This is a genomic window from Pseudomonas sp. FW306-02-D09B, from assembly GCF_058782685.1.
The window spans coordinates 87,349-111,203 of sequence record NZ_JBYSXY010000018.1 but is presented as its reverse complement, the minus strand read 5'-3'; the positions used below and the strand labels follow the sequence as shown (position 1 = coordinate 111,203).

Annotated in this window: 18 protein-coding genes and 3 pseudogenes; 5 read left to right on the top strand and 16 right to left on the bottom strand. The window is 55.2% G+C overall.

The window, feature by feature from the left end:
• Positions 1-284 precede the first annotated feature (284 nt).
• Complete coding sequence (locus tag AC3WK5_RS24930) at positions 285-1,868, top strand: peptide chain release factor 3 (RefSeq protein WP_103315796.1); 1,584 nt, start codon at positions 285-287, stop codon at positions 1,866-1,868.
• Between the two features lie 69 nt (positions 1,869-1,937).
• Here the strand turns inward: AC3WK5_RS24930 and AC3WK5_RS24925 are convergent, their stop codons facing one another.
• The 4 genes from AC3WK5_RS24925 to AC3WK5_RS24910 all read right to left on the bottom strand — a co-directional run bounded on the left by AC3WK5_RS24925 (position 1,938) and on the right by AC3WK5_RS24910 (position 5,849).
• Entirely contained in the window at positions 1,938-2,492 is a 555-nt protein-coding gene (locus AC3WK5_RS24925; RefSeq protein WP_103315795.1) for a protein-tyrosine phosphatase family protein, read from the bottom strand.
• A gap of 94 nt (positions 2,493-2,586) precedes the next feature.
• On the bottom strand, positions 2,587-3,582 hold the full coding sequence (locus AC3WK5_RS24920; protein WP_103315794.1) for a hypothetical protein: 996 nt from the start codon (positions 3,580-3,582) through the stop codon (positions 2,587-2,589).
• Positions 3,583-3,750: 168 nt separating this feature from the next.
• Positions 3,751-4,662 (bottom strand): alpha-xenorhabdolysin family binary toxin subunit B, encoded by a 912-nt coding sequence (locus AC3WK5_RS24915; protein WP_146039806.1) that lies wholly within the window; start codon positions 4,660-4,662, stop codon positions 3,751-3,753.
• A 113-nt stretch (positions 4,663-4,775) separates the two neighbouring features.
• On the bottom strand, positions 4,776-5,849 hold the full coding sequence (locus AC3WK5_RS24910; protein WP_103315792.1) for an alpha-xenorhabdolysin family binary toxin subunit A: 1,074 nt from the start codon (positions 5,847-5,849) through the stop codon (positions 4,776-4,778).
• A 269-nt stretch (positions 5,850-6,118) separates the two neighbouring features.
• Between AC3WK5_RS24910 and AC3WK5_RS24905 the strand changes: the two are divergent.
• From AC3WK5_RS24905 to AC3WK5_RS24895, 3 genes and pseudogenes are all read left to right on the top strand, one after another.
• Positions 6,119-6,226, top strand: a pseudogene (locus AC3WK5_RS24905) (hypothetical protein); the annotation flags it as partial.
• Positions 6,227-6,709: 483 nt separating this feature from the next.
• Positions 6,710-7,687, top strand: a pseudogene (locus tag AC3WK5_RS24900) (group II intron maturase-specific domain-containing protein).
• 272 nt (positions 7,688-7,959) lie between these two features.
• Positions 7,960-8,202, top strand: coding sequence for a hypothetical protein (locus AC3WK5_RS24895; protein ID WP_371919124.1), 243 nt, complete (start codon positions 7,960-7,962; stop codon positions 8,200-8,202).
• A 120-nt stretch (positions 8,203-8,322) separates the two neighbouring features.
• On the opposite strand, the gene AC3WK5_RS24890 is transcribed toward AC3WK5_RS24895, so the two are convergent.
• From AC3WK5_RS24890 to AC3WK5_RS24850, 9 genes are all read right to left on the bottom strand, one after another.
• Positions 8,323-9,294, bottom strand: a complete 972-nt coding sequence (locus tag AC3WK5_RS24890) for a peptide ABC transporter ATP-binding protein (RefSeq protein ID WP_054594034.1) — start codon at positions 9,292-9,294, stop codon at positions 8,323-8,325.
• Positions 9,294-10,262 (bottom strand): ABC transporter ATP-binding protein, encoded by a 969-nt coding sequence (locus AC3WK5_RS24885; RefSeq protein WP_054594033.1) that lies wholly within the window; start codon positions 10,260-10,262, stop codon positions 9,294-9,296. The genes AC3WK5_RS24890 and AC3WK5_RS24885 overlap by 1 nt, the downstream gene beginning before the upstream one ends.
• A 10-nt stretch (positions 10,263-10,272) precedes the next feature.
• Entirely contained in the window at positions 10,273-11,184 is a 912-nt protein-coding gene (locus AC3WK5_RS24880; RefSeq protein ID WP_054594032.1) for an ABC transporter permease subunit, read from the bottom strand.
• A gap of 10 nt (positions 11,185-11,194) precedes the next feature.
• Positions 11,195-12,205, bottom strand: coding sequence for an ABC transporter permease subunit (locus AC3WK5_RS24875; protein ID WP_103315790.1), 1,011 nt, complete (start codon positions 12,203-12,205; stop codon positions 11,195-11,197).
• A gap of 73 nt (positions 12,206-12,278) precedes the next feature.
• Positions 12,279-13,874 carry an ABC transporter substrate-binding protein gene (locus AC3WK5_RS24870; protein ID WP_103315789.1) on the bottom strand — a complete coding sequence of 532 codons (1,596 nt, stop codon included), beginning with the start codon at positions 13,872-13,874 and terminating at the stop codon, positions 12,279-12,281.
• 78 nt (positions 13,875-13,952) lie between these two features.
• Complete coding sequence (locus AC3WK5_RS24865) at positions 13,953-15,374, bottom strand: OprD family porin (RefSeq protein WP_103315788.1); 1,422 nt, start codon at positions 15,372-15,374, stop codon at positions 13,953-13,955.
• A 170-nt stretch (positions 15,375-15,544) separates the two neighbouring features.
• Entirely contained in the window at positions 15,545-17,146 is a 1,602-nt protein-coding gene (locus AC3WK5_RS24860; protein ID WP_103315787.1) for an ABC transporter substrate-binding protein, read from the bottom strand.
• A gap of 302 nt (positions 17,147-17,448) precedes the next feature.
• The gene (locus AC3WK5_RS24855; protein ID WP_054594027.1) at positions 17,449-19,074 is read right to left on the bottom strand and encodes an ABC transporter substrate-binding protein; all 1,626 of its coding nucleotides are present in this window, start codon (positions 19,072-19,074) and stop codon (positions 17,449-17,451) included.
• 258 nt (positions 19,075-19,332) lie between these two features.
• Positions 19,333-20,934 (bottom strand): ABC transporter substrate-binding protein, encoded by a 1,602-nt coding sequence (locus tag AC3WK5_RS24850; protein ID WP_103315786.1) that lies wholly within the window; start codon positions 20,932-20,934, stop codon positions 19,333-19,335.
• A 514-nt stretch (positions 20,935-21,448) separates the two neighbouring features.
• On the opposite strand from AC3WK5_RS24850, the gene AC3WK5_RS24845 reads away from it, so the two are divergent.
• On the top strand, positions 21,449-21,835 hold the full coding sequence (locus AC3WK5_RS24845; protein WP_103315784.1) for a DUF6124 family protein: 387 nt from the start codon (positions 21,449-21,451) through the stop codon (positions 21,833-21,835).
• Positions 21,836-21,881: 46 nt separating this feature from the next.
• On the opposite strand, the pseudogene AC3WK5_RS24840 reads toward AC3WK5_RS24845, so the two are convergent.
• From AC3WK5_RS24840 to AC3WK5_RS24830, 3 genes and pseudogenes are all read right to left on the bottom strand, one after another.
• Positions 21,882-21,965: pseudogene (locus tag AC3WK5_RS24840) on the bottom strand (SIMPL domain-containing protein); the annotation flags it as partial.
• Between the two features lie 24 nt (positions 21,966-21,989).
• Positions 21,990-22,367: a hypothetical protein gene (locus AC3WK5_RS24835; protein WP_054594025.1), complete on the bottom strand. Its 378-nt coding sequence runs from the start codon at positions 22,365-22,367 to the stop codon at positions 21,990-21,992.
• A complete protein-coding gene (locus AC3WK5_RS24830) occupies positions 22,364-23,704 on the bottom strand; it encodes a hypothetical protein (protein WP_103315785.1) in 1,341 nt (446 codons plus the stop codon). Before AC3WK5_RS24830 ends, AC3WK5_RS24835 begins: the two co-directional genes overlap by 4 nt.
• Positions 23,705-23,855 lie beyond the last annotated feature (151 nt).

Here is a 23,855-nt window from a genome sequence, read left to right as displayed (position 1 = left end):
ACGCATTTGCATGTGTGCACCGACGAGATTAAATCCTCTCGTTTGATGTCGGTGCAACATACAAGCAGCTGCCGAGCTTGCGAGGCTGCGTTCGGCGGCGAAGCCGTCGTAAAACCGTTACACACGGTATACCTGAAAGACCGCATTGTTTGATTTACGGCCGCTTCGCAGCCGAACGCAGCCTCGCAAGCTCGGCAGCTGCTACAGGGCGAATGGTGGTCCGTAGATGTCGTTTTGAGCTATACTCGCCGCCCTTTTTTGAATCACCTGCCAGGCGATTTCCCATGACCAAACAGGCCGCCGAAGTCGCGAAACGCCGCACTTTCGCCATTATTTCCCACCCCGATGCGGGTAAGACCACCATCACCGAGAAGCTCTTGCTGATGGGCAAGGCGATTGCGGTTGCCGGCACGGTGAAGTCTCGCAAATCCGACCGCCATGCCACCTCCGACTGGATGGAAATGGAAAAGCAGCGTGGTATTTCCATTACCACGTCGGTCATGCAGTTCCCGTATCGCGATCACATGATCAACCTGCTCGACACCCCGGGCCACGAAGACTTCTCCGAAGACACCTACCGCACCCTGACGGCGGTCGACTCGGCATTGATGGTCCTCGACGGCGGTAAGGGTGTAGAGCCACGGACCATCGCCCTGATGGACGTTTGCCGTCTGCGTGACACGCCGATCGTCAGCTTCATCAACAAACTCGACCGCGACATCCGTGACCCGATCGAACTGCTCGACGAAATCGAAGCCGTCCTGAAGATCAAGGCTGCGCCGATCACCTGGCCGATCGGTTGCTACCGCGATTTCAAAGGCGTCTATCACCTCGCCGACGACTACATCATTGTCTACACCGCTGGCCATGGCCACGAGCGGACCGATGTGAAAATCATCGAGAAGCTCGACTCCGATGAAGCCCGCGCCCACTTGGGTGACGAGTACGAGCGCTTCATCGAACAGCTGGAATTGGTGCAGGGCGCCTGCCACGAATTCAATCAACAGGAATTCCTGGACGGCCAACTGACCCCGGTATTCTTCGGTACCGCGTTGGGTAACTTCGGAGTCGATCATGTGCTCGACGCCGTGGTCGACTGGGCACCGAAGCCGCTGGCCCGTGTCGCCAATGAGCGCACGGTGGAACCGGTAGAAGAGAAGTTCAGCGGTTTCGTGTTCAAGATCCAGGCGAACATGGACCCTAAACACCGCGACCGCATTGCCTTCATGCGTATCTGCTCCGGCAAGTACGAAAAAGGCATGAAGATGCGCCATGTGCGCACCGGCAAAGACGTCCGGATCGGCGACGCGCTGACCTTCTTCTCCTCCGAACGTGAACAGCTGGAAGAAGCGTTTGCCGGCGACATCATCGGTTTGCACAACCACGGCACCATCCAGATCGGCGACACCTTCACCGAAGGCGAAGCCCTGGGCTTCACCGGTATCCCGCACTTCGCTCCAGAACTGTTCCGTCGCGTACGCCTGAAGGATCCGCTGAAATCCAAGCAACTTCGCCAGGGCTTGCAGCAGCTGGCCGAAGAGGGCGCGACCCAGGTGTTCTTCCCGGAACGCAGCAACGACATCATCCTTGGCGCCGTCGGTGTGCTGCAGTTCGATGTGGTCGCCAGCCGCCTGAAAGAGGAATACAAGGTTGAATGCGCCTACGAGCCGATCACCGTGTGGTCCGCACGCTGGATCGATTGCAGCGATAAGAAGAAGCTCGAAGAGTTCAGCGTCAAGGCTGTAGAAAACCTCGCCCTCGACGGCGGCGGCCACCTGACCTACCTGGCCCCGACCCGAGTCAACCTGGCGCTGATGGAAGAGCGCTGGCCGGACGTGAAATTCCGTGCGACGCGTGAGCATCATTAAGCGCTGAGTGGAAGTCGAAATAGAGAGTGGTCATGATGACCACCCTCATTTGACCATTGCGCAGCCTTTCTAGGGATTTTGCAGCTTATAAAGTGCACGAAGACTTTTTTCCTGGTCATCGGTCTCCGCAGTAGAGGCGGTGATAAGGGCTTCTAACTTGGTGGCCGAACTTCCTTTGGGAAGTTTGTATATTTCATAAGCCGTCATCATCGTTCCTGTTCGTCCCTGACCAAAGCCACAATAAACCAAAGTGTTTCCTTTGCTCAGCGCGCTTTCTATTGCCTTGCATCCCTGTAGAAGTTCTTTGCCTGTAGGGGTGTTAAAATCTTTAACTTCAAGATGGTGATAGGTGATGCTTTCCTTGCTTAATTCACTCGCACTGGTGCCCTCTAATAATTTTTGATTCAGGCTGATGATGCCCTTAATTCCGTAATTTTTTAAAAGTGCAATTGCCGAGGCGTCAAATTTTTGAGGTGTATCATCCGAGTCGTTGTAGTAGGGTTGTGAACTTCGGAATACTTTGGTCGTGCCTTTATCAAACGTAATCCAGTTTTTGTACACGACAACTTTGCCGTGCGACAGTTTTGCTACGTAGCCTGGGAGGGTGCTGACTTTCTTTTTCATTTGGGTTCACTTTGTTTAATTTTTTGGCTTCAGTATTCATAGGGTGCTGGAAATGCTGGAGAGGGTGGTGCCGAAGAATAGATACACTGATGACTTACTGAAGAGCCACGGGTCGAGCACCTAGCAGTGCTTTTACATTGTTCCAATCGTTCATGATTTTTTGCATTCTCGTCTTAAAGACTTTAAGCATTTTTATGTTTTGAATAGAATCAGCGTTGGTTTTTGAGTTTCGAATAAAGCTGGCTGTTTCTATCCAAAGTATTTCAAATTTTGCAAGTGCTGGATCCACGCGTGACATGGATTCAGAGAGCTCTATAAAAACCATGCATAATTGTTCAAGTTTCATCGGCGTAAATTCTTCCCCGCCGGTTTCTTGAGCAATGTCCTTTTGTAATTTCAATATACGCTTCTCTTCTTCTTCAGCGGATTTTTGTGTTTCGGTATTTTCATTTTTTATTGCTTCTCGTATAGTTTCACGAATATGCTTAATGCGCATCGTAATGTCTGGAAAACTAAATTCCAGCGCGCCGTCAACAACCGGGCGCACTTTGTTAACCAAAAAAAACTTAAGTTCAGAAATCTTGTTTTGAAATGTAGAAACCTCAGCTAGAGACGTTGAAACTGATTCCTGGAGCGCCTCCATATAACTCGAAAAACTCTGCACGCAACTGGTATCTTCAATGTTCAGTAACGAAGAATCAAACTGCTCTATTTGTGCTTGTGTCAAGTTGTCAGTTCTGGTGCCTGCCGAAGTGCTATCAATTGCTTTTATAACTGAATCGCCAAAGAGTTGGATTTTTTCTGCCATAGTTAAAAGGCTGTTGCGAACAGTTAAGGACTTCGCACTAATCTCTTGGCATTTTTCCGAGTACTCAATAGTGTCCTGAGCGAACTGTTGAAGTTTATCGTGGTTGCCTGTCCAATAGTGTGGAAGGTGAGGCCAGCACTCTTCAAACCAATTGACACTATTGATAATGGCCTTATCCAATCCCCCGTGTATTCGATTAGCTCTATCCCAACTGCTCCACTTCGTAACTATGCAATCTGATGCCCGATTTTCTAAAAAAAGACTAATCGTTAAACTATCCATGCTGTATGCCTCATATATAAATATTTTTGATTGTCAAGTGGGAGGTGTAAAAAATCATACTTGCAACTGGTACACCTGTAACGTCACAACCCACACAAACACCGAGAAAAACGCGTTTCCAGTCGCGGCACCTAACCGCTCACTTAAAAATACTGACTGCTTACATGGTTACACGTTGCGTAACCAATAAAATGCGAGCGAGTCAAAGTGGCTAGGAACCGCAGGGCAGCTTTCAATAAACCTATCCGCTATGGAAATCAGCCCTTCCTGGGTGTTTAAGTCGCTATCGGTGGGAAAAATGTCATTAATGAAGTCAACAAGCATTCCAATGATTTTTCGTGCTTCAGCGACGTACAATTTGCGTGGCTCGACAACGTCTTGCAACGCTGCTAATTGTGATTTTTTATCATCGATGGTGTTTACCTGTTTTTGCTCATAGTTCATTTGAGACTGCAAAATAGTGTTTTCATTAATTAATTTGTTGCGTGCATCAACAAGATGATTGTACTTGATTGTTTCGTTCGCAATAGTAAGCAGATTTTGAGCAATCGTCATGCCTGCTTTAATAGCTGTCTTTGCATTCTCTGAAGGGGCGTCAATGGTTTTTGTAACCGCTGCTTCCAGTTCTTTAACGATTGGTTGTGCTCTATCAATGAATGTTTTTGATTCGAATTCAAGAATCGACTTTTCGAGGACCTCCAATTTCTCACGATTGCCCGATAATTTTTTAAGATCGGTGGGGAGATTTGCTAAAAACTTGTTGCGTTCAGAGTCAAGAGTTAAAAGTTCTCCGGACGTATCACTGATATGCACTGTTTCAAAACCACCTAAGGACGATGTCATACTATTCGCAAGCTCCTGTAGCTCTGATTTAACAGTTTCAAGGCTCCTTTTTAATCGGGTTTTATAGGGGGTAGCTGTTTCGCCGCAAGTGTTATTAAGGGCTGTTGAGTATTCTACAATTTCGACGGTGTCCAAAGTGCTCGACATTTTGCTTAGGCTGCTATTAAAGGAGCTGTCCACATTGTCGAGTGCGGTCTTAAGGCTTGTCAGCTCTTGACCTAACGCTGGAATGTACACGTTGGTCAACTTTACATTAGCGTATTCACGTATCAAGATTCGTGCTTTATTAAGATCGGGTGCATACGGTTTAACTAGGCAGAATATCATTTTTTCGTCCTCTGAAAATAGCCTCAGGAACTAAAGGCGGTTGTTACAGAATTCATGTAATTATTGATTTTTTTCCAGCGTTCGAGCACTGCCGTCATTTTTATAATGAAAATTCTAAGTACGCTAAGGTCCTTGGGGTTGGCCAGTAGATTTTTAGAGGCTATAACTTCATTGAGAGTAGCGTTCCATACCGTCTCAATTTGCTTCATTCCTTCGATAGCCCCCCTTGTAAAGATACTAAGGCTGCGCATTTCAGACTGAATGGCATTGAGTACGGCGGCGGTTTTTTGTAAGGTAGCCTGTTTCTCCAGCAATTTATCGTTTTCGTTGCGTAATGCTTCCATTTGGTCGTCCCGGACAATTTGTGCGATAGATTTTGCAACTAGATATGGGAAAATGGCGAACCAACAAACCACGTCCCACCATACCCTTTCTGATTTCTTTTGTAGGTCACTGAGGGCGTTATTGTTAGCGATAAGCTTTGCCGTAATGTCTCTCAACTCCTGTAGCGTGTTAGACCCTAGTGCTTTCGCCGCCTTTGCACCCACATCCTGTTCAATCTGAATTAGCGTCTGATCAAAATTCAAAAGCTGGTTTTTTATAGCGGTCGCTTCGTTTTGTTTTTGCTGGATGGAGTCAATAATTGACAGTGCGTATTCATTGATAGTCGCATAAGTGTCGTCTACGCTTGGGTCACGGGTGTCCACAGGTACTTTGAATATTCTGACCTGTTCTTCAGTCAGGTCCTTGGTCTCAAATGCATAGTCCTCGTAGCCCTTGATTGTTTTGATTTCATCAATGGCGGGTTTGGTATAATCCTCTAGGTCGGTTGAAAATCTTTTTAGTGTGCCGGCAGTTTTTATGATACTTGTTTCCAAGTACGCCCATTCACTGGCATGGCCATGAATGTTAGTGAACGTAGTTAAGAGGTCTGGCGGGCTAATACCTGAATCTTCGACACTCCCTTTAAATTCGTTATTGACACGCTCTATCGTTGTAGGTAGTGATAACCCCTTTCTTACGTAGCGTTGCACTTGGTTGATATCGTCTGCGGTTATTTTAGTTTGCGTTGGGGCAAACTCAATGGTGCTGCTCATAAAACGTTCCTTTTGTTGAAAGGTGAATGTTGTTTTTATCTTGTCGCGTTATCGAATCTAACGAAGTCCCCTAAAGCCTACAACTGTCACTTCTGACAGTTGACATTTGGTTTTGAGATGCGTGGCTCCCCCGCCTCAAAAAAACACTATAAAAACAACGGAGTGTTCTAAAAAACCAAGAATATTAATAATCAAAGTTTGAGTTCCATAGATTTACCCATGAAGTCCAGCCATATCCCCCAACAATGGACTCGGCACTGATGGTCTTCGACGGCGGCGGTCACTTGACCTATCTGGCCCCGCCCGGAGTCAACCTGGCGCTGATGGAAGAGCGCTGGCCGGACGTGAAATTCTGTGCCAAGCGTGAGTATCATTAAGCGCTGAACAGCTACGTACAAAGCCGCGACGCGAAAGCCTCGGGCTTTTTTGTGAGTGCGCCAGGCATAGCGCGTTGCGCGTAAGCGCAACCAATTTGGCTGGGTGGCCACGCTAGAGACTTGGAGGTGAAAGTCCTCTACATACCCAGCAAGGGGAAGTGTTAGCCAGAGGCAAGGGTGTCGCGGGCGACTGCGAATCTGAAGGAAGCCCGAGGTAAAATACTGGCTGACGAACAGGAAGCGGATAGAGATGGCGCAGCGGGGTCAGTAAGACGACCAAAATCGTTAAAGCCCAATACTTGCACGGAACTCTGTGACGTAAATCCGACAGGCATAAGCAGGAAGGTCGCGTGAATTACCCAGGGATATCTGCCCGTTTGCCAGTGTGCACCGAACGTCGAGAGGCGACGGGATGAGCCTGCAGAAGTTGGCCGAGGCCGTAGTAAGTGACGAATAACCACGTCACCAAGGGCCGAACAGGTTATACCGCCAGTAGGCCTCAGAGTCTCGTTGAATACCGAAATGCAGGAATTTCTCCCAGAGAAGACTGTTACCCCGAGTCCCGGACAGAATCTGAGGATGACTGCTGACAGTGCACAGGTATCAGCGGCGTCTGTGACGCGGACGAACGCGGAGTTGGACACGCTGATGGAGCGGGTGCTGATGGCATGACGGTCGAGCAATTGGCAGGCTACGTGAAACAGTATTGGCTGATCCTTAAGGCTCGGATGTTGGCCGGCGATTATCGCCCGCAAGGTGTGCGTGCCGTCGACATCCCCAAACCCAAAAGTGGGATAAGATAGCTGGGCATTCTCTGTGTCGTGGATCACCTGATCCAACAGGCTCTGCTGCGACAGCTCACCCCGATCTTCGCTCCCAGTTCTCGGACTACAGTTACGGTTTTTGTCCCGGCAGAAGCGCCCTCCAAGCCATCGAAACAACCCGTGCCCATGTGGCGGCGGGTCACCGCTGGAGCGTGGAGCCCGATCTCGAGAAACTCTTCGATCGAGTGAACCGCGATGCGTTGATGGGCTATGTGCAACGCTGAGTCACGGATAGGTGAGTGCTCAGGCTGGTTCGTCGTTACCTCGAAGCGGGGATGAGGTCGGGCGGGATCGCCAGCCGACGGCAGTAGGAGTAAAACCCGTACTGCGTGGTTGGGTTGGCTATTTCAATCTCAGTCAGAGCAAGCTGTCACTTGAGGAACTGGACGGCTGGGTGCGGCATAAACTTCGCTGTGTCATCTGGTGTCAATGTAAGCGGCCCTCAATAAGGGCGCGTAACTTGATGCGCTTGGGGTTTGGAGAAGCGCGCGCCAGAAAGTCAGCCTTCAATGGTCGCGCTCCATGGTGGAACTCGGGAGCGCCACATATGAATCAGACTCTGCCGAAGAAATTGCGGGATCGACTCGGATTGGTCTCGTTACAGGATACGGTAAACCGGCTTAGCCGAATAAACTGAACCGCTGTATATGTAACCGAATATACGATGCTGTGAGAGGACGGCGGATGTGATTCCGCCTCATCTAGATGCAAGTCGCCACCAGTGCCCAGTGGCAATTAAATAGCGATTCGACCTAGCCATTATTCCAAACCTGTCTTTTGGCAAACGGCAATTGGCGACCATCGTTAGTGTCCTATCTGGTCAATCCGATCTATCCAGACTAGATTTCAGACAGCGCTACGCTCGTTGGACATACGATCCGTAGCTACTCGTGATTCACCTACGAAAGGATGGAATCAGCTATGAGCATTTTTCAACGCATGGTTTTACTGATCAAAGTGCTGGTGCTGCTGTCGGTGGGCACTTCGGCAGCGTGGGCGAGCAGCGGCGCGGTGCAGGACCAGGGTTTTTGGGCAGCAAAAAGTGTGCAGGGCAGTGGCTTGATGGTTGCCACCGGTGATCAGAGTCAAAGTGACACTAAAGGCGATGAGGACCCATCCTCCGACGATTCCGAAGACGATACCCAGGGTTAAGGCTTAAGGATTCAGACAAAAGAACCCTCCTCCTGTCGGACTGATGCGCAGTCCGACAGGAGGAGGGTTGGTCAACGCGTTTCAAAAAGCGCCCCGAGAGGGCGCTTTTTCATGCCCGGCCTAGACGACGAATTGCTCGGCGTAATGGCAGGCCACCTGGCGGCTGTCGAGCTGGCGCAGGGCCGGCTCTTCTTTGCTGCACAGTTCGGTGGCGTACGGGCAGCGCTTGTGGAACGCACAGCCGGACGGCGGGTTCAGCGGGTTCGGCAGTTCGCCGACGATCTTGATTTTCGGCTTGGTCGGATCCGGATGGATCGTCGGCGTGGCCGACAGCAGAGCCTGTGTGTACGGGTGCAGGGGACGGGTGTAGATGTCTTCTTTCGGGCCCATTTCCACCGGACGGCCGAGGTACATCACCAGCACCTGGTCGGCGACGTGGCGCACCACCGCCAGGTTGTGGGAGATGAATACATAGGCGGTGTTGAACTCTTGCTGCAGGTCCATGAACAGGTTCAGCACCTGGGCCTGAATCGACACGTCCAGTGCCGAGGTCGGTTCGTCCGCGACCAGCACTTTGGGTTGCAGCATCATGGCGCGCGCCAGGGCGATCCGTTGGCGCTGGCCGCCCGAGAACATGTGCGGATAACGCTGGTAGTGCTCAGGACGCAAGCCGACCTGCTTCATCATCGCCTGGACTTTTTCACGGCGTTCGGCCGCGGAAAGCTTGGTGTTGATCAATAGTGGCTCTGCAAGCTGATCGCCGATTTTCTGCCGTGGATTCAACGACGCGTAAGGGCTCTGAAAGACCATCTGCACGTCTTTGCGCAGCTGTTTGCGTTCGGCCTTGTTGGCGCCGGTGACTTCCTGCCCGGCGATTTTCAACGAGCCCGAAGACGGCTCTTCGATCAGCGTCAGGGCGCGGGCCAGGGTCGACTTGCCGCAGCCGGATTCGCCAACCACGGCTAGGGTTTTGCCGGCTTCGAGTTCGAACGACACGCCATTGAGTGCGCGTACCAGCGCGGTGCCTTTGAACAGGCCGCGGGAGACTTCGTAGTGACGGGTCAGGTCACGGGCGGTGAGAACGACGGCCATTACGCCACCTCCTGATTCAAAGGATAGAAGCAGCGGGCGAGGCTGTTGCTTTTCGGGTCCAGGCCTGGACGTTGTTGACGGCAGCTGTCCTGCACGTACGGGCAGCGCGGCGACAGCAGGCAGCCTTGCGGACGGTCATAGCGACCGGGAACAATGCCCGGCAGGGTGGACAGGCGCGAGGAACCCAGGCTGTGCTCGGGAATAGCCTTGAGCAGCGCTTCGCTGTACGGGTGTGCCGGGATGTCGAACAACTGCGGCACCTGACCGACCTCTACCGCTTGGCCGGCATACATCACGCATACGCGCTGGGCGGTTTCGGCTACCACGGCGAGGTCGTGAGTGATCAGCACCAGGCCCATGTTCTGCTCTTTTTGCAGCGCCAGCAGCAGGTCCATGATCTGCGCCTGAATCGTCACGTCCAGTGCGGTGGTCGGTTCGTCGGCGATCAGCAGTTTCGGCTCGCCGGCAATCGCCATGGCAATCGCCACACGTTGGCTCATACCGCCGGAGAGTTGGTGGGGGTAGGCATCCATACGGCTCGCGGCGCCCGGGATTTCGACTTTTTCCAGCAGCTCGATGGCGCGCTTGCGGGCATCCTTGCTGGACATTTTCAGGTGCAGGCGCAGTACTTCTTCGATCTGAAAGCCGACGGTGTAGCTCGGGTTCAGCGCGGTCATCGGGTCCTGGAAGACCATGGCCAGGTCTTTGCCGACGATTTGCCGACGCTGACGATTGCTGAGTTTGAGCATGTTCTTGCCGTCGAAATTCAGGGCGTCAGCGGTGACGATCCCCGGGTGTTCGATCAGGCCCATCAGCGCCATCATGGTCACGGATTTACCGGACCCCGACTCGCCAACGATGGCCAGGACTTCGCCCTTGTCCACGGAAATGTCGAGACCGTCGACCACCGGAACGGCGTTCTTGTCGCCGAAGCGAACGTTGAGATTCTTGATTTCCAACAGTGACATTTGAATCTCCTCAGGCGGCGTTCTTGAGTTTCGGGTCCAGCGCATCGCGCAGGCCGTCGCCCATCAGGTTGATTGCCAGCACGCTGAGCAAAATGGTCAAGCCAGGCAGGCTGACGACCCACCAGGCGCGTTCGATGTAGTCGCGAGCTGAAGCCAGCATGGTGCCCCACTCAGGGGTTGGCGGTTGTACGCCAAGGCCGAGGAAGCCCAGTGCCGCGGCATCGAGAATCGCCGAGGAGAAGCTCAGGGTTGCCTGAACGATCAGCGGCGCCATGCAGTTGGGCAGCACGGTGATGAACATCAGGCGCGGCAGACCGGCACCGGCCAGGCGCGCGGCGGTCACGTAGTCGCGGTTCAGTTCGCCCATGACCGCAGCGCGGGTCAGACGAACGTAGGCCGGCAGGGACACCACGGCGATAGCGATCACGGTGTTGATCAGGCCAGGGCCGAGGATGGCGACGATCGCCACAGCCAGCAGCAAGGACGGCAGGGCCAGCATGATGTCCATCAGGCGCATGATGGTCGGGCCCAGCAGGCGTGGGAAGAACCCGGCGAACAGACCCAGCAGGATCCCCGGAATCAGCGACATGACCACCGACGACAGGCCGATCAGCAAGGACAGGCGCGAACCATGGATCAGGCGCGACAGCAGGTCGCGTCCCAGCTCATCGGTGCCGAGCAGGAATTGCATCTGCCCGTTTGCCAGCCAGGCCGGTGGGGTCAGCAGGAAGTCGCGGAACTGCTCGCTCGGGTTATGCGGAGCAACCCATGGGGCGAAAATCGCGCAAAAAATAACCAGCAGCATGAACAACAGGCCGGCGACGGCGCCCTTGTTCTTGGAGAACGCTTGCCAGAACTCTTTGTACGGCGACGGATAAAGCAGGCTTTGGTCGACTGCTACGGCGGTAGTTGGAGTACTCATACGTAGGGTCTCAGCGCTGGTGACGGATGCGTGGGTTTGCGAAGCCATAAAGAATATCCACTACAAAGTTGACCAGAATCACCAGGCAGGCGATTAACAGAATTCCGTTTTGCACCACGGGGTAGTCCCGGGCGCCAATGGCTTCGATCAGCCATTTGCCGATACCGGGCCACGAGAAGATGGTTTCGGTCAGGACCGCACCGGCCAGCAATGTGCCGACCTGTAGGCCGACCACGGTCAGTACCGGGATCAAGGCGTTGCGCAGGCCGTGAACGAACACTACGCGCGACGGCGACAGGCCTTTGGCCCGGGCGGTGCGGATGTAGTCTTCACGCAGGACTTCGAGCATCGAGGAACGGGTCATCCGGGCGATCACCGCCAGCGGGATGGTGCCGAGCACGATGGCCGGAAGAATCAGGTGGTGCAGGGCGTCGAAGAACGCGCCGGTGTCATTGGCCAGCAGGGTGTCGATGAGCATGAAGCCGGTTCTTGGCTCGATGTCATACAGCAGGTCGATCCGCCCGGACACCGGGGTCACGCCCAGGGATACGGAGAAGAACATGATGAGAATCAGGCCCCACCAGAAAATCGGCATCGAATACCCGGCAAGGGAGATGCCCATCACCCCATGGTCGAACAGGGACCCTCGCTTCAGCGCCGCGATCACCCCGGCCAGCAGGCCGAGAACGCCGGCGAACAGTAGGGCTGCCATGGACAGTTCCAGGGTGGCGGGGAACAGCGAGGTGAATTCAGTCCATACGCTTTCACGGGTCCGCAGGGATTCACCCAGGTCGCCGTGGGCCAGTTTGCCGATGTAGTCCAGGTATTGGGCATACAACGGTTTGTTCAGACCAAGGCGTTCCATTGCCTGAGCATGCATTTCGGGATCGACCCGACGTTCGCCCATCATGACTTCCACGGGGTCGCCGGGAATCATGCGAATCAACGCGAAAGTCAGCAAGGTGATGCCGAAGAACGTGGGGATCAATAATCCCAATCGGCGGGCAATAAAACTAAACATCTTGTGGTGTACCTCATCAGCCGGTTAGGCGTTCCCGGCAGCGTTGGGTCAACGTTGCCGGGCGTTTTCTTATCTACTTCACTTCGGTAGTAGCGAAGTTGTTTGTGGTCAGGGGGCTCTGGTGGAAGCCCTCGACGTTTTTACGCATGGCGGTAAATATTTTCGGGTAAGCCATTGGAATCCATGGCTGCTCCTTGTCGAAAACCGTCTGGGACTGCTCGTAGAGTTTTTTCCGTTCCCCAGAGTCGGTGCCGGCGCGAGCCTTGTCGATCAGGTCCTGGAACGATTTGTTGCACCAGCGGGCGTAGTTCTCGCCGTTTTTTGCAGCCTCGCAACTCAGGTTCGGAGTCAGGAAGTTGTCCGGATCTCCGTTATCTCCCGCCCAGCCAGCCGAGACCATGTCGTGTTCCCCGTTCTTGGCACGTTTGAGCATCTCGCCCCATTCCATCACGCGGATATCGACCTTTATACCGATCCTGGCCAGGTCCGACTGCATCATTTGTGCACCGAGCATCGGGTTCGGATTGGTCGGTCCGCCGCCGTTGCGCGTGAACAGGGTGAACACCGTACCTTCCGGCACACCGGCTTCCTTGAGCAGTGCACGCGCCTTGTCGAGGTCACGTGGAGGGTTCGTCAACGTGTCGTTGAAGCCTAGCAGGGTCGGCGGATATGGGCCGGTGCCGACCACTGCGTTGCCTTTACCGTACAAGGCATCAGTGTAGGCCTCCTTGTCGAAAGCGATATTGATTGCATGGCGAACTCGTGCATCGCTCATGTATTTGCGTGTGGTGTTCAGAGCGGTGTAGCTGGTGGTCATGGCCGCTATTTCATCGACCTTCAGGTTCTGGTCAGCCTTGATGCTCTGGATATCATCCGGTTTCGGGTAGAGGGCGATCTGGCACTCGTTGGCCTTGAGCTTTTGCAGGCGAACGTTGTTGTCGGTGGCGATGGCCAGAATCAGCGCGTCAGCCGGTGGCTTGCCACGGAAGTACTCCGGGTTGGCCTTGAAGCGAACCTGCGCATCCTTGGCGTAACGCTGGAAGATGAACGGGCCGGTACCGACCGGTTTGTTGTTCAGGTCACCGGTTTTGCCGGCCTTGAGCAACTGATCGGCGTACTCGGCAGGGTAGATCGAGGAGAAGGCCATGGCGATGTCCGCCAGGAACGGCGCTTCACGGCGGGTCAGGGTGAATTTGACCGTGTTGTCGTCAACCTTCTCGACACTCTTGAGCAGCTCTTTGAAGCCCATGCTTTCAAAGTACGGGAAGCCCACGCTCGACTTGGTGTGCCACGGGTGGTTCGGGTCCAGCTGACGCTGGAAACTCCAGACCACGTCGTCGGCATTCATGTCGCGGGTCGGCTTGAAGTATTCGGTGGTGTGAAACTTGACGCCTTTGCGCAGGTGGAACGTGTAGGTCAGACCGTCCTCGCTGATGTCCCAGGAGTCGGCCAGTGCCGGAATCACTTCAGTGGTGCCGGGCTTGAAGTCCGCCAGACGGTTGAAGATGGTTTCGGCCACCGCATCGGCTGTGACTGCAGTCGTGTACTGGACCATATCGAAGCCTTCCGGGCTGGCTTCGGTACAGACCACCAAGGGTTTGGCCGAGGCGCCAATAGCGACACTCAGCAGCGCGGCGGCGATGGCCGCACGTAGGGGTAGCATTTTCATCAAGAGCCCTCTGCAATCGGTTGAACAGGAAAAAACCAGACGGCCGACTCATCGTGAGTCAGCCGTTTGGCAGCGCTTTTACAGAATGTTGAACGGGATGGTGGTCACGAGACGGAACTCGTTGATGTTGCCGTCAGCCTGGTGCTCGCTGGCGCGGTGCGTGGTGTAGGTCGCGCGAATGGCGGTGGCCTTGAGTGGGCCGCTCTGCACGGCATACGAAGCACCGATGCCGTATTCGTAGTGTGTTTCGCCGTTCATCAGGCTCAGGTCGCCACGTTGTGCGCCTGGATCGGTGTAGGCAGTGCCACGGTAGTGTGTACCGTCAATGCCCCAGCCGCGTGCCTGGTAGATGTTGAACTTCAGGCCTGGTACGCCGTATTCGGCCATGTTGAGGCCATAGGCGATCTGGAAGGACTTCTCGTTCGGGCCGTTGAAGTCGGACAGCAGGGAGTTGGCCAGGTAGATGCCGTTGGTTTCGTGCAGGTAGTCGAAGTACTCGTTGCCGTTCACTTCCTGGTAGGAGAAGGTCAGGCTGTGTGCCTGGTGAGTCAGGCCGAACGACAGCGAGTAGGTATCGTTGTCGATGTCACCCATCAGCTTTTTGCCGGTGTCTTTGGTTTTGTAATAGTTCAGGCCAGTGGTCAGGCTGACGATCTGGCTGTCACCCAGTTCGTGGGTGGCGCCGAAGTAGTACTGGTTCCAGAAGTCTTCGACATTGGCGCCATACAGGCTGGTCTTCAGGCTCTTGAACGGCTGGTAGTTCACACCTGCGGTGTAGACCTTGTCGGTTTCAACACCAGTGGCGGAATACTCGGAGCGAAATTTCGACAGGCTCTGCTCGGTCCGTGGCGAAACGCGGTCAAACCCGGCCAGGTCAAACGACAGGTTGTTGAATTCTTCGCTGTGCAGGCTGATACCTTCAAAGCTCGAAGGCAGCGGACGGTTGCCGATCACGTCGACGATTGGCGTGCTGAAATTCTGGCGACCGGCGGTCAAGGTGGTGTTCGCCACACGGAACTTGACGTTGGCCAGACCCAATTTGCTCCACTGGTCTACGGCATCGCCGGTCGAGTTTGCCAGGGTACGGTTGGAGCCACCGGCGATGTCCTTGCGATCACGGTCCAGCGCGATGGCGTTGTAGGCTGCCACTTCGGTGCTGACACCAACGGTGCCTTGGGTGAAGCCCGAGGTGTAGTTGACGATGGTGCCCTGGACCCAGTTGATACGACGGGGAGTCGGCGTCTTGGGAGCGTTTGGATCGTCCTTCACGCTGTTTGGCTTGTAGCTGAAGCGGTCGTCACGACGTTTCAGCTCGTTGGCGTACCAGTTACGGGTAGTGCCGCCCAGGCTTTGTCCATCGATAAAGCCTTTGGCCTCGCTTTGGGCGCTGGTGCCGGCCAGGGTAGTTGGAACGAAATCCTGGCTTGCAGGTTCAGCGTAGGCGGTAGCCGTGATGCTGCTGATGGCCAAGGCCAATAACGCGGTGCTGCTCAGTTTCATGGGTGAAGCTCCTTTCTTTCTTTTTTTAATGCCGGTCTTTTTTGGTGATCCGGCTATTTGGTTTTGAACTCATTCACGCATCGCAAACGTTTGCATTTGGCGTGTTCGCCGAATTCAGGCAACACCTTTGCGTGAGGGCGAAAATCGCCCTCAGGTTTTTGGCTAATCAGTTATTGGTCGATGCTGACACCCGAGAAGACGTTACGGCCGAAGGGGCTGACCTTGAATCCTTCGACTTTGGCGCTCAACGGCTGGTTGACCGTCGAGTGGGCGACAGGCGTGATCGGCACTTGCTGCTTGAGCAATTGCTGAGCCTGTTTGTAGAGCTCCGTGCGTTGCTCACGGTCGGTGACAATCTTGGCCTGCTTGATCAGCTTGTCGTATTGCGGGTCACACCACATGGAGTAGTTGTTGCCGCCAATCGCGTCGCAGCTGTACAGGGTGCCCAGCCAGTTGTCCGGGTCCCCGTTGTCGCCGGTCCAGCCGATCAGGCTGATGTCGTGTTCGCCATTCTTGGTGCGCTTGATGTACTCGCCCCATTCGTAGCTGACGATCTTTACTTTCAGGCCGATTTTCGCCCAGTCCGACTGCAGCATCTCAGCCATCAGCTTGGCGTTCGGGTTGTACGGGCGCTGGACCGGCATGGCCCAGAGAGTGATCTCGGTGCCTTCCTTGACCCCGGCAGCCTTGAGCAATTCCTTGGCTTTTTCCGGGTTGTAGGCGGCGTCCTTGATGGTTTCGTCATAGGACCACTGGGTCGGTGGCATGGCGTTGACCGCCAGTTGGCCGGCGCCCTGGTACACCGCCTTGAGAATCCCCTGCTTGTTCACCGCCATGTCCAATGCCTGGCGTACTTCGAGCTGGTCGAAGGGTTTGTGCTGCACGTTGTAGGCGATGTAGCCAAGGTTGAAACCGGGCTTCTCGATCAGTTGCAGCTTGGGGTCGTTTTTCAGCGCGTCGACATCGGCCGGACGTGGGTGCAGGGTGATCTGGCACTCGTTTTTCCTGAGCTTCTGCACGCGCACCGACGCATCGGTGTTGATGGCGAAAATCAGCTGGTCGAGCTTGACCCGGCTCGGGTCCCAGTACTGCTTGTTGCCGGTGTAACGGATGTTGGAGTCTTTCTGGTAGCTCTTGAACACGAACGGCCCGGTGCCGACCGGCTTCTGGTTGATGTCGCTCGGCTTGCCGGACGCGAGCAGCTGGTCGGCGTATTCGGCGGAAAGAATCGCGGCGAAACTCATGGCGATGTTCTGAATGAACGCGGCGTCTACCGAGTTCAGGGTCATGACCACGGTCAACGGCCCGGTCTTCTCGACCTTGGCGATGTTCTTGTTCAGGCTCATCCCGTTGAAGTACGGAAACTCGGTCGGGTAAGCCTTGCGGAATGGGTGCTCGGTATCGAGCATGCGATTGAAGGTGAACAGCACATCGTCGGCGTTGAAGTCGCGGCTCGGTGTGAAGTACTGGGTGGTGTGAAATTTCACCCCTTCGCGCAGGTGGAACGTGTACTTGAGACCATCCTCGGAAATATCCCAACGTGTGGCCAGGCCCGGTACGACATTGGTGGAGCCTTTTTCGAACTCGGCCAGCCGGTTGTACAACGGTTCGGCGGCGTCGTTATCGGTCGCAGTGGTGTACTGCGCGGTGTCGAAGCCCGCCGGGCTGCCTTCAGAGCAAAACACCAGGCTGTTATTGGCGGCCTGGCTGATTGACGTGGCGGCCAACAGACCGGTGCCCAGTAATGCGGATAAAACCAAGGTATGGCGCATAACGCTCCCTCTCTTTTTAGGTGTTAAACAGTGAGTCGTCGTCCCGTCCTGGGACGTGCAGACATCACTGATCCAAAGCCATGGGGTCAGCAGTTGCCAGCCGCAGCGAAAAAACGGCCGTACCCCGACGGTATGAGTCGAAGGTCAGGCGGTAAATGCGTAAGGCCTGAAAAACAGGTAGGAAAAGGCGACACGTCCTAAGCCCGCTGCAGTGGTCCGCAGTGGTTTGGGAAGTAGGCGAATTCCAGCTGTCTTGGCAGATAAGGCAACGGCGACGTCAGGGACGTCACCGTTGCAAAACCTTATTTGCTGACGCTGACTCCGTAGAAGGAGTTCAAGCCAAACGGGCTGATCTTGAAGTCCTGCACGTTGTCGCGCATGGGTTGGAACACCGTCGAGTGAGCGATAGGTGTCATTGGAACGGCGTCTTTGAGGACGTGTTGCGCCTGTTTGTACAGTTCGGTGCGCTTGGCCTGATCGGTGGTGCGCTTGGCTTCTTTCACGATGCCGTCAAACTTCTTGTCACACCATTTGGAGAAGTTGTTGCCCTGCAGCGAATCGCAGCCGAACAGCACGTTCAGCCAGTTGTCCGGGTCACCGTTGTCGCCGCTCCAGCCAATCAGCATCGCGCCGTTTTCGCCGCCTTTGGAGCGCTTGATGTACTCGCCCCACTCATAGGTCACGATCTTGGCCTTGATACCGATCTTGGCCCAGTCGGACTGCAGCATTTCAGCCATCAGCTTGGCGTTCGGGTTGTAAGGACGCTGCACCGGCATCGCCCACAGGTTGATCTCGGTGCCTTCCTTGATGCCGGCTTCCTTGAGCAGCTGTTTGGCTTTCTCAGGGTTGTATGGCGCATCCTTGATGGTGGTGTCGTAGGACCACTGGGTTGGCGGCATGGCGTTGACCGCCAGTTGACCCGCACCCTGGTAAACCGAGTCGATGATCTGCTGCTTGTTGACGGCCATGTCCAGTGCCTGACGCACTTTCAGTTGAGCCATCGGGTTTGGCTGATCGCTGCCCTTGATCTTGTCCATCACGTTGTAGGCGATGTAACCCAGGTTGAAACCAGCCTGGTCAGGCACCTTCAGGGTCTTGTCTTCTTTCAGCGCCTTCAGGTCAGCCGGGCGTGGGAACAGGGTGATCTGGCACTCGTTCTTTTTCAGCTTCTGAATACGTACCGACGGGTCGGTGGTGATGGCAAAGATCAGGTTGTCGATCTTGACGTCGTCAGGCTTCCAGTAGTCCTTGTTCCCGGTGTAGCGGATGTTGGAGTCTTTCTGGTAGCTCTTGAACACGAACGGACCAGTGCCGACCGGCTTCTGGTTGATGTCGGCGGCTTTGCCTTCCTTGAGCAGCTGGGCAGCGTACTCGGCGGACTGGATCGAAGCGAAGCTCATGGCCATGTTCTGGATGAACGCGGCATCAACTTCCTTGAGGGTGAACTTGACGGTGTGATCGTCGACTTTATCGATCTTGGTGATGTTGGTGTCCATCCCCATGTCGGTGAAGTACGGGAATTCGGTCGGGTACGCCTTACGGAACGGGTCATCCTTGTTAATCATGCGATTGAAGGTGAACAGCACGTCGTCGGCGTTGAAGTTACGGGTCGGCGTGAAATACGGCGTGGTGTGGAACTTCACCCCATCGCGCAGATGGAAGGTGTAAGTCAGGCCATCGGGGGAAATGTCCCAGCTGGTGGCCAGGCCAGGAACAACGGCGGTGCCGCCACGTTCGAACTGGCTCAAACGGTTGAACATGGTTTCTGCTGAGGCGTCGAAGTCGGTTCCGGTGGTGTACTGACCAGGATCAAAACCGGCCGGGCTCCCTTCGGAGCAAAACACCAGGTTAGTCGCCGCTTGGGCGAAAGGTGCGCTAGCTAACAAGCTTGCGCCGACTAAAAACGGAATGACCGCGTGTTTAAGCATGGTGGCCTCATGATTTGTTGTCATTTTTGGAATTAGAGGACGACCTCGTGAGTCGACCTGCCGATACTTATGCAGGGCCCATACCCAATGCAAGATGCCGGGGAGCTACAAGCCTTAAACAGTGGCACGAACGTACCTAAATGTCGCATATGTATAAAAGTTGACGCATTTGACCGTTTGCGGTCGTATTTCTCGGTGCAAACGACGCACCATTGAGGTGCGGCCAGGGCGCCTGGCGCACCCGGCCGGAGCGTGGTGTTACTTATTTATACCCACGCCATAAAAGGGTGTGAGGCCGAACGGGCTGATCTTGAAGTCGGAAACTTCCTTGCGCAGAGGTTGAAAAACCGTCGAGTTGGCGATCGGTGTGATAGGCACTTGTTGCTTAAGGATTTTTTGTGCCTGTTGATAGAGCTTGACCCGCTCGTCACGGTCAGTGGAGACCTTGGCCTGCTGAACCAGCTTGTCGTACGCCGGGTCGCACCACTTGGCGTAGTTGCTACCTTTTACGGCGGCGCAGCTGTAGAGCACGCCGAGCCAGTTGTCCGGGTCACCGTTGTCGCCGGTCCAGCCGTAGATCATCGCGTCGTGCTCGCCGTTCTTGGCGCGCTTGATGTACTCGCCCCATTCATAGCTGACAATGTTGGCCGTGATGCCGACCTTGGCCCAGTCCTGCTGAATCATCTGTGCCGACATTCGCGCGTTCGGATTGGACGCCCGCTGCACGGTCATTGCCCATAAATTGATAGTAGTACCGGGTGCAACCCCTGCTTCTTTTAGTAGCGCCTTTGCCTTGGTCGGGTCGTAGGGCGCGTCCTTGATGGTCGGGTCATACGACCATTGCGCTGGCGGCAGGGCGTTCTGCGCCAACTGCCCGGCACTTTGATAGACGGCCTTGATGATCGCCGGCTTATCGATGGCCATGTCCAGCGCCTGGCGAACCTTGAGTTGATCCAGTGGCGGGTGGGATACGTTGTAGGCCAGGAAGCCAAGGTTGAAACCGGCTTGCTTGAGCACCCGCAGATTCGGGTCCTGCTCCATCACCTCGATGTCGGCCGGTCGCGGATAACCGCTGACCTGGCACTCGCCGGTCTTGAGCTTTTGCAGGCGCACGGCGGCGTCCGGGGTGATCGAGAAAATCAGGTTGTCGAGTTTCACGTCCTCGGGTTTCCAGTAGGCGCGGTTGGCGCTGTAGCGGATCTGCGAGTCCTTCTGATAACGCTTGAACACAAAGGGCCCGGTGCCAACCGGCTTCTGGTTGAGGTCGGCGGCTTTGCCTTCCTTGAGTAACTGCTCGGCGTACTCGGCGGACTGGATCGACGCGAAGCTCATCGCCAGGTTCTGCACAAACGCGGCGTCGATGTTGTTCAGGCTGAAGCGCACGGTGTGTTCGTCGACCTTGTCGACACTCTTGATCGTGGTGTTCAGGCCCATGTCGGTGAAGTACGGCGACTCGGCGGGGTAGGCCTTGCGAAATGGGTTGGCGGGGTCGAGCAAGCGTTGGAAGGTGAACAGCACATCGTCCGCGTTGAAATCGCGGCTCGGCGTGAAGTAGTCTGTGGTATGAAACTTCACCCCGTCACGCAGGTGGAAAGTGTAGGTCAGGCCGTCTTTGGAGACCTCCCAACTCGTTGCCAATCCTGGCTCGACTTCGGTGCCACCGCGTTTGAACTGGGTCAGGCGGTTGAAGACTGTTTCCGCCGAGGCATCGAAATCCGTGCCGCTGGTGTACTGGCTCGGGTCGAACCCGGCAGGACTGGCTTCGGAGCAGTAGACGAGGGTCGTCGCGGCCTGGGCGAATGGGGCGATGGTGGCGAGGGTGAGGGCAAGCAGAAGCGGTTTGACGGTGGTTCGATCCATGGAGTCCCCGAGGGTTTGGCGGCGGCTTTTTCTGGAGAGTAGCGTTGTTGACGGGGAGCGCGGAAATATCAGTTTGTTAGGGGGACCCCTCTGTTTGGGCATACACAGGCCTCTGTCAAACGGAGCCGCCACCCATTCGTTACCGACATTTACGGTAACAACAGAGTTCGCTCCTACAAAAAGCGCTGTCAGCCGAGGGCATGAGGACGAATGTTCCGACGAGTTGTGGCGGTTGCGCTGGGTTCGGGGCTGCGCCTAACCTTTGGTTGTCGCTGCAAAATCAGCGATCAGGTGTGGAAACCTGGAATCTCAGTAGGCGTATAGCCTCACCACCGCAATCGTTGCCGATGTATTCTCTCGTCGGCAAGAAAAGCGTCATGGCGGCTGTGCGTGGGCAGACTTCGGTCTGACCGGGGTCCTACTGTCCCGTTTTCCACCCCACGTATAGCCGCCACCTATTTGCCGTGTGGAAATGGCAAAAGATGGCTCCAATTTGCGAGTAAGGAGCATCTGCATGGACAAGTTAATCCCCGATCCCCCCGCACCCGACGACGTTTCCCCGTACGAATCCCTCGATTCCAAAAAGCTCCATGACGCTGCCCACCGGGCACTGGATCACTACCTGAAACCGACGCTCGCCAAACTGCGCTTCAGTGATTTGCGTTCTGATCGGTTATTCAGTGTCGCCCCTGAGGTGGGCACTGAAAGCCTGTTGGCCAATGCCTCGGAAGACCTGGCGTCGGTGAAAGTCATGGCCGCCGACCTGGCGTTCGAGATCGAAGGTTCGCGGCGCCATGTGGCGCTGGCGATTTGTCGGCTGGTGGATCGCGTGCAGTTGCTGGTGGACAGGGCGCTGGATGATTTCGATGTGCCGGAGCCAGCGGAGTACCAGGTCAAGTAGGGCGCGGTGGGTCAGTCAGCGAAAGGCTGGCTGACCCACCTCAACTTCAAGGCATCAACACTTCAATCGAGCCATCGGCGGTCATGTTGACCTGGCTGGTGCCGGCTTCGACATCCAGACTGGCTGGTGCGGGCCCCATACGGCTATTAGACTTTTATAGGCATTCGCTCAATACCCCTAGAACAAGTACACCGCCGAAAGAAAAAGCCGCCATTCGAAACGGAATAATGACCCAGCGTCGTAGATGCGGGGGAAAGCGCCTGATGTCTTCAAGTGCCTGCGGGTTGTTTATTAGCAACACCGAAGCGCGCCCGCGAAGTATTGCAGTGATTTGGCTGAGTCTGTACCTGCGGCCGTATAAGCCATTGCCCATATCCCGGCGGTTGCTTTGAACGAGATAACAGTGCGTGAGGTGAGACTCAATTTCGTCGAGTTTGAAAAGGCTCACGTACGCCATGACGGCCAAGTTGATAAAAATCAGCGTGAACAAGACAACAGCAACAGCCGCGTAAAGCAACTTCGTTTCATTCATGGCGTTGTAGCTTCGTAAATGATTTCACCGGCGGATTCCAGGGCTTTCGAGCCTAGATTTCCTCCAACAGATGCTGTCGCGCCACTTAAAACCAAGACGCATATTACGCCTCCAATTCCGCGAGTTTTCAGCGCCAAACCCGCACAATACTCCATTGTGACAGGTGCGGCATAAGCACCCGCGATGGCTGAGCCTCCAACGTTGCCGGCCAACTTTCCTCCTTCTATGAGTTTCACCTTCCGGCACTCTTCGTCGGTTCCGGTGCGACAGACTTCATTGATTCGCATAGCTGAGGCCCCTGTCGCTAAGCCGATGCCGACATATCCTCCTGCCTGCATGAACCTCGCGGCCCGTGCTACTCCTTCAATGTTCGTGGCATAACCCGGCAACTGCGCCGGCGCTCCTGCCTTATTCCAATGGTGAATCGTTCTACGAGACGACAGCCCCAGCGCACGTTTGAGCTTGGGATGATCTGGAATTCCGATGCCCTTGCGCACCAAAGGTCCCAGACTGGCATCCAGCTTTGCCATCAGGCGTTTGCGTTGGGCAAAGAACTCTGGTGAGTGCAGGTGACCGTATTGACGGTAGTGCTGTTGATGCAGCTCCTCGAAGTGTTTCAGTGTGATTTTCAGCGTTTCCAGATGTTGCCCGATCATGAAAGAAGCCACCCCCAGCGACCCCGCCGACACCTCAAGAAACGGCTCAATCACCTCATGATGCTCAACCATGAATGCCGCTTCTTCATCGCTCAGGTCCTTGAGCGCTTCGTTGACCTTATTTGCAGCGATCATCAATTGCGCCTCCTCCCGGCGACACATGTAATGCCGAGGATCGCTGAAGATCACCATCTGCCCGGGCTTCACCTGTTCGCCGAGATGCCGGTTGAGCGAGCGGAACACTTTGCGCAAGGCATCGCTGGGCGGATTTTCGTACAGCGAGCGTTCCAGTGTTTCGAGACTCATCGGCCGCTGGATGACGTGAAACCCTGATTCGACCGGTTGGGGCAGAGTGAAGGCGTGTTCTTCGACCAGATGCTGCGCCGGTGGCGGTTCGGATTTAGGCTTGTACGCATTCCACGAGGCGCCGCCGTTATCGGGGGCGACGCGTGGTGCCACCATCACCCAGTCGCCGCTGCTGACGGCGTCGATGAGTTTTTTCTGATGGGCGGTCTGCATGTAGTTGGAGCGATGGGCGCCGACGGAGCTCAGCAGGTCGTCGAAGCCTTGCAAATTGTCTGGAGAACTCAGGGCCTGGCGCAGGTCGTAGGCCGCCTGGCTGCTGTCGAGCACCCGGCCGCGCTGGCCGGCGAGTTGGCTTTTGGGGATGAGTTTGGTCACGCCCGTGTCCCGTTCCGTGGAAACGGGCGACTGTGGCGAGTGGACTCAAGAAATGATGCCGGGCGATTCGGCGAAGAGTGTAGGGATGATCCGATTCGTTGGCATGCCGACATTAACGTTTACAACACCAGCGACTCCTACAAAAAGCGCT

What these genes read in the sequence shown, in the direction of transcription:
- AC3WK5_RS24930 (WP_103315796.1), top strand. Translation starts at nt 285, where the DNA reads ATGACCAAACAGGCCGCCGAAGTCGCGAAACGCCGCACTTTCGCCATT.
- AC3WK5_RS24925 (WP_103315795.1), bottom strand. Translation starts at nt 2,492, where the DNA reads ATGAAAAAGAAAGTCAGCACCCTCCCAGGCTACGTAGCAAAACTGTCG.
- AC3WK5_RS24920 (WP_103315794.1), bottom strand. Translation starts at nt 3,582, where the DNA reads ATGGATAGTTTAACGATTAGTCTTTTTTTAGAAAATCGGGCATCAGAT.
- AC3WK5_RS24910 (WP_103315792.1), bottom strand. Translation starts at nt 5,849, where the DNA reads ATGAGCAGCACCATTGAGTTTGCCCCAACGCAAACTAAAATAACCGCA.
- AC3WK5_RS24895 (WP_371919124.1), top strand. Translation starts at nt 7,960, where the DNA reads ATGGAATCAGCTATGAGCATTTTTCAACGCATGGTTTTACTGATCAAA.
- AC3WK5_RS24890 (WP_054594034.1), bottom strand. Translation starts at nt 9,294, where the DNA reads ATGGCCGTCGTTCTCACCGCCCGTGACCTGACCCGTCACTACGAAGTC.
- AC3WK5_RS24885 (WP_054594033.1), bottom strand. Translation starts at nt 10,262, where the DNA reads ATGTCACTGTTGGAAATCAAGAATCTCAACGTTCGCTTCGGCGACAAG.
- AC3WK5_RS24880 (WP_054594032.1), bottom strand. Translation starts at nt 11,184, where the DNA reads ATGAGTACTCCAACTACCGCCGTAGCAGTCGACCAAAGCCTGCTTTAT.
- AC3WK5_RS24875 (WP_103315790.1), bottom strand. Translation starts at nt 12,205, where the DNA reads ATGTTTAGTTTTATTGCCCGCCGATTGGGATTATTGATCCCCACGTTC.
- AC3WK5_RS24870 (WP_103315789.1), bottom strand. Translation starts at nt 13,874, where the DNA reads ATGAAAATGCTACCCCTACGTGCGGCCATCGCCGCCGCGCTGCTGAGT.
- AC3WK5_RS24865 (WP_103315788.1), bottom strand. Translation starts at nt 15,374, where the DNA reads ATGAAACTGAGCAGCACCGCGTTATTGGCCTTGGCCATCAGCAGCATC.
- AC3WK5_RS24860 (WP_103315787.1), bottom strand. Translation starts at nt 17,146, where the DNA reads ATGCGCCATACCTTGGTTTTATCCGCATTACTGGGCACCGGTCTGTTG.
- AC3WK5_RS24855 (WP_054594027.1), bottom strand. Translation starts at nt 19,074, where the DNA reads ATGCTTAAACACGCGGTCATTCCGTTTTTAGTCGGCGCAAGCTTGTTA.
- AC3WK5_RS24850 (WP_103315786.1), bottom strand. Translation starts at nt 20,934, where the DNA reads ATGGATCGAACCACCGTCAAACCGCTTCTGCTTGCCCTCACCCTCGCC.
- AC3WK5_RS24845 (WP_103315784.1), top strand. Translation starts at nt 21,449, where the DNA reads ATGGACAAGTTAATCCCCGATCCCCCCGCACCCGACGACGTTTCCCCG.
- AC3WK5_RS24835 (WP_054594025.1), bottom strand. Translation starts at nt 22,367, where the DNA reads ATGAATGAAACGAAGTTGCTTTACGCGGCTGTTGCTGTTGTCTTGTTC.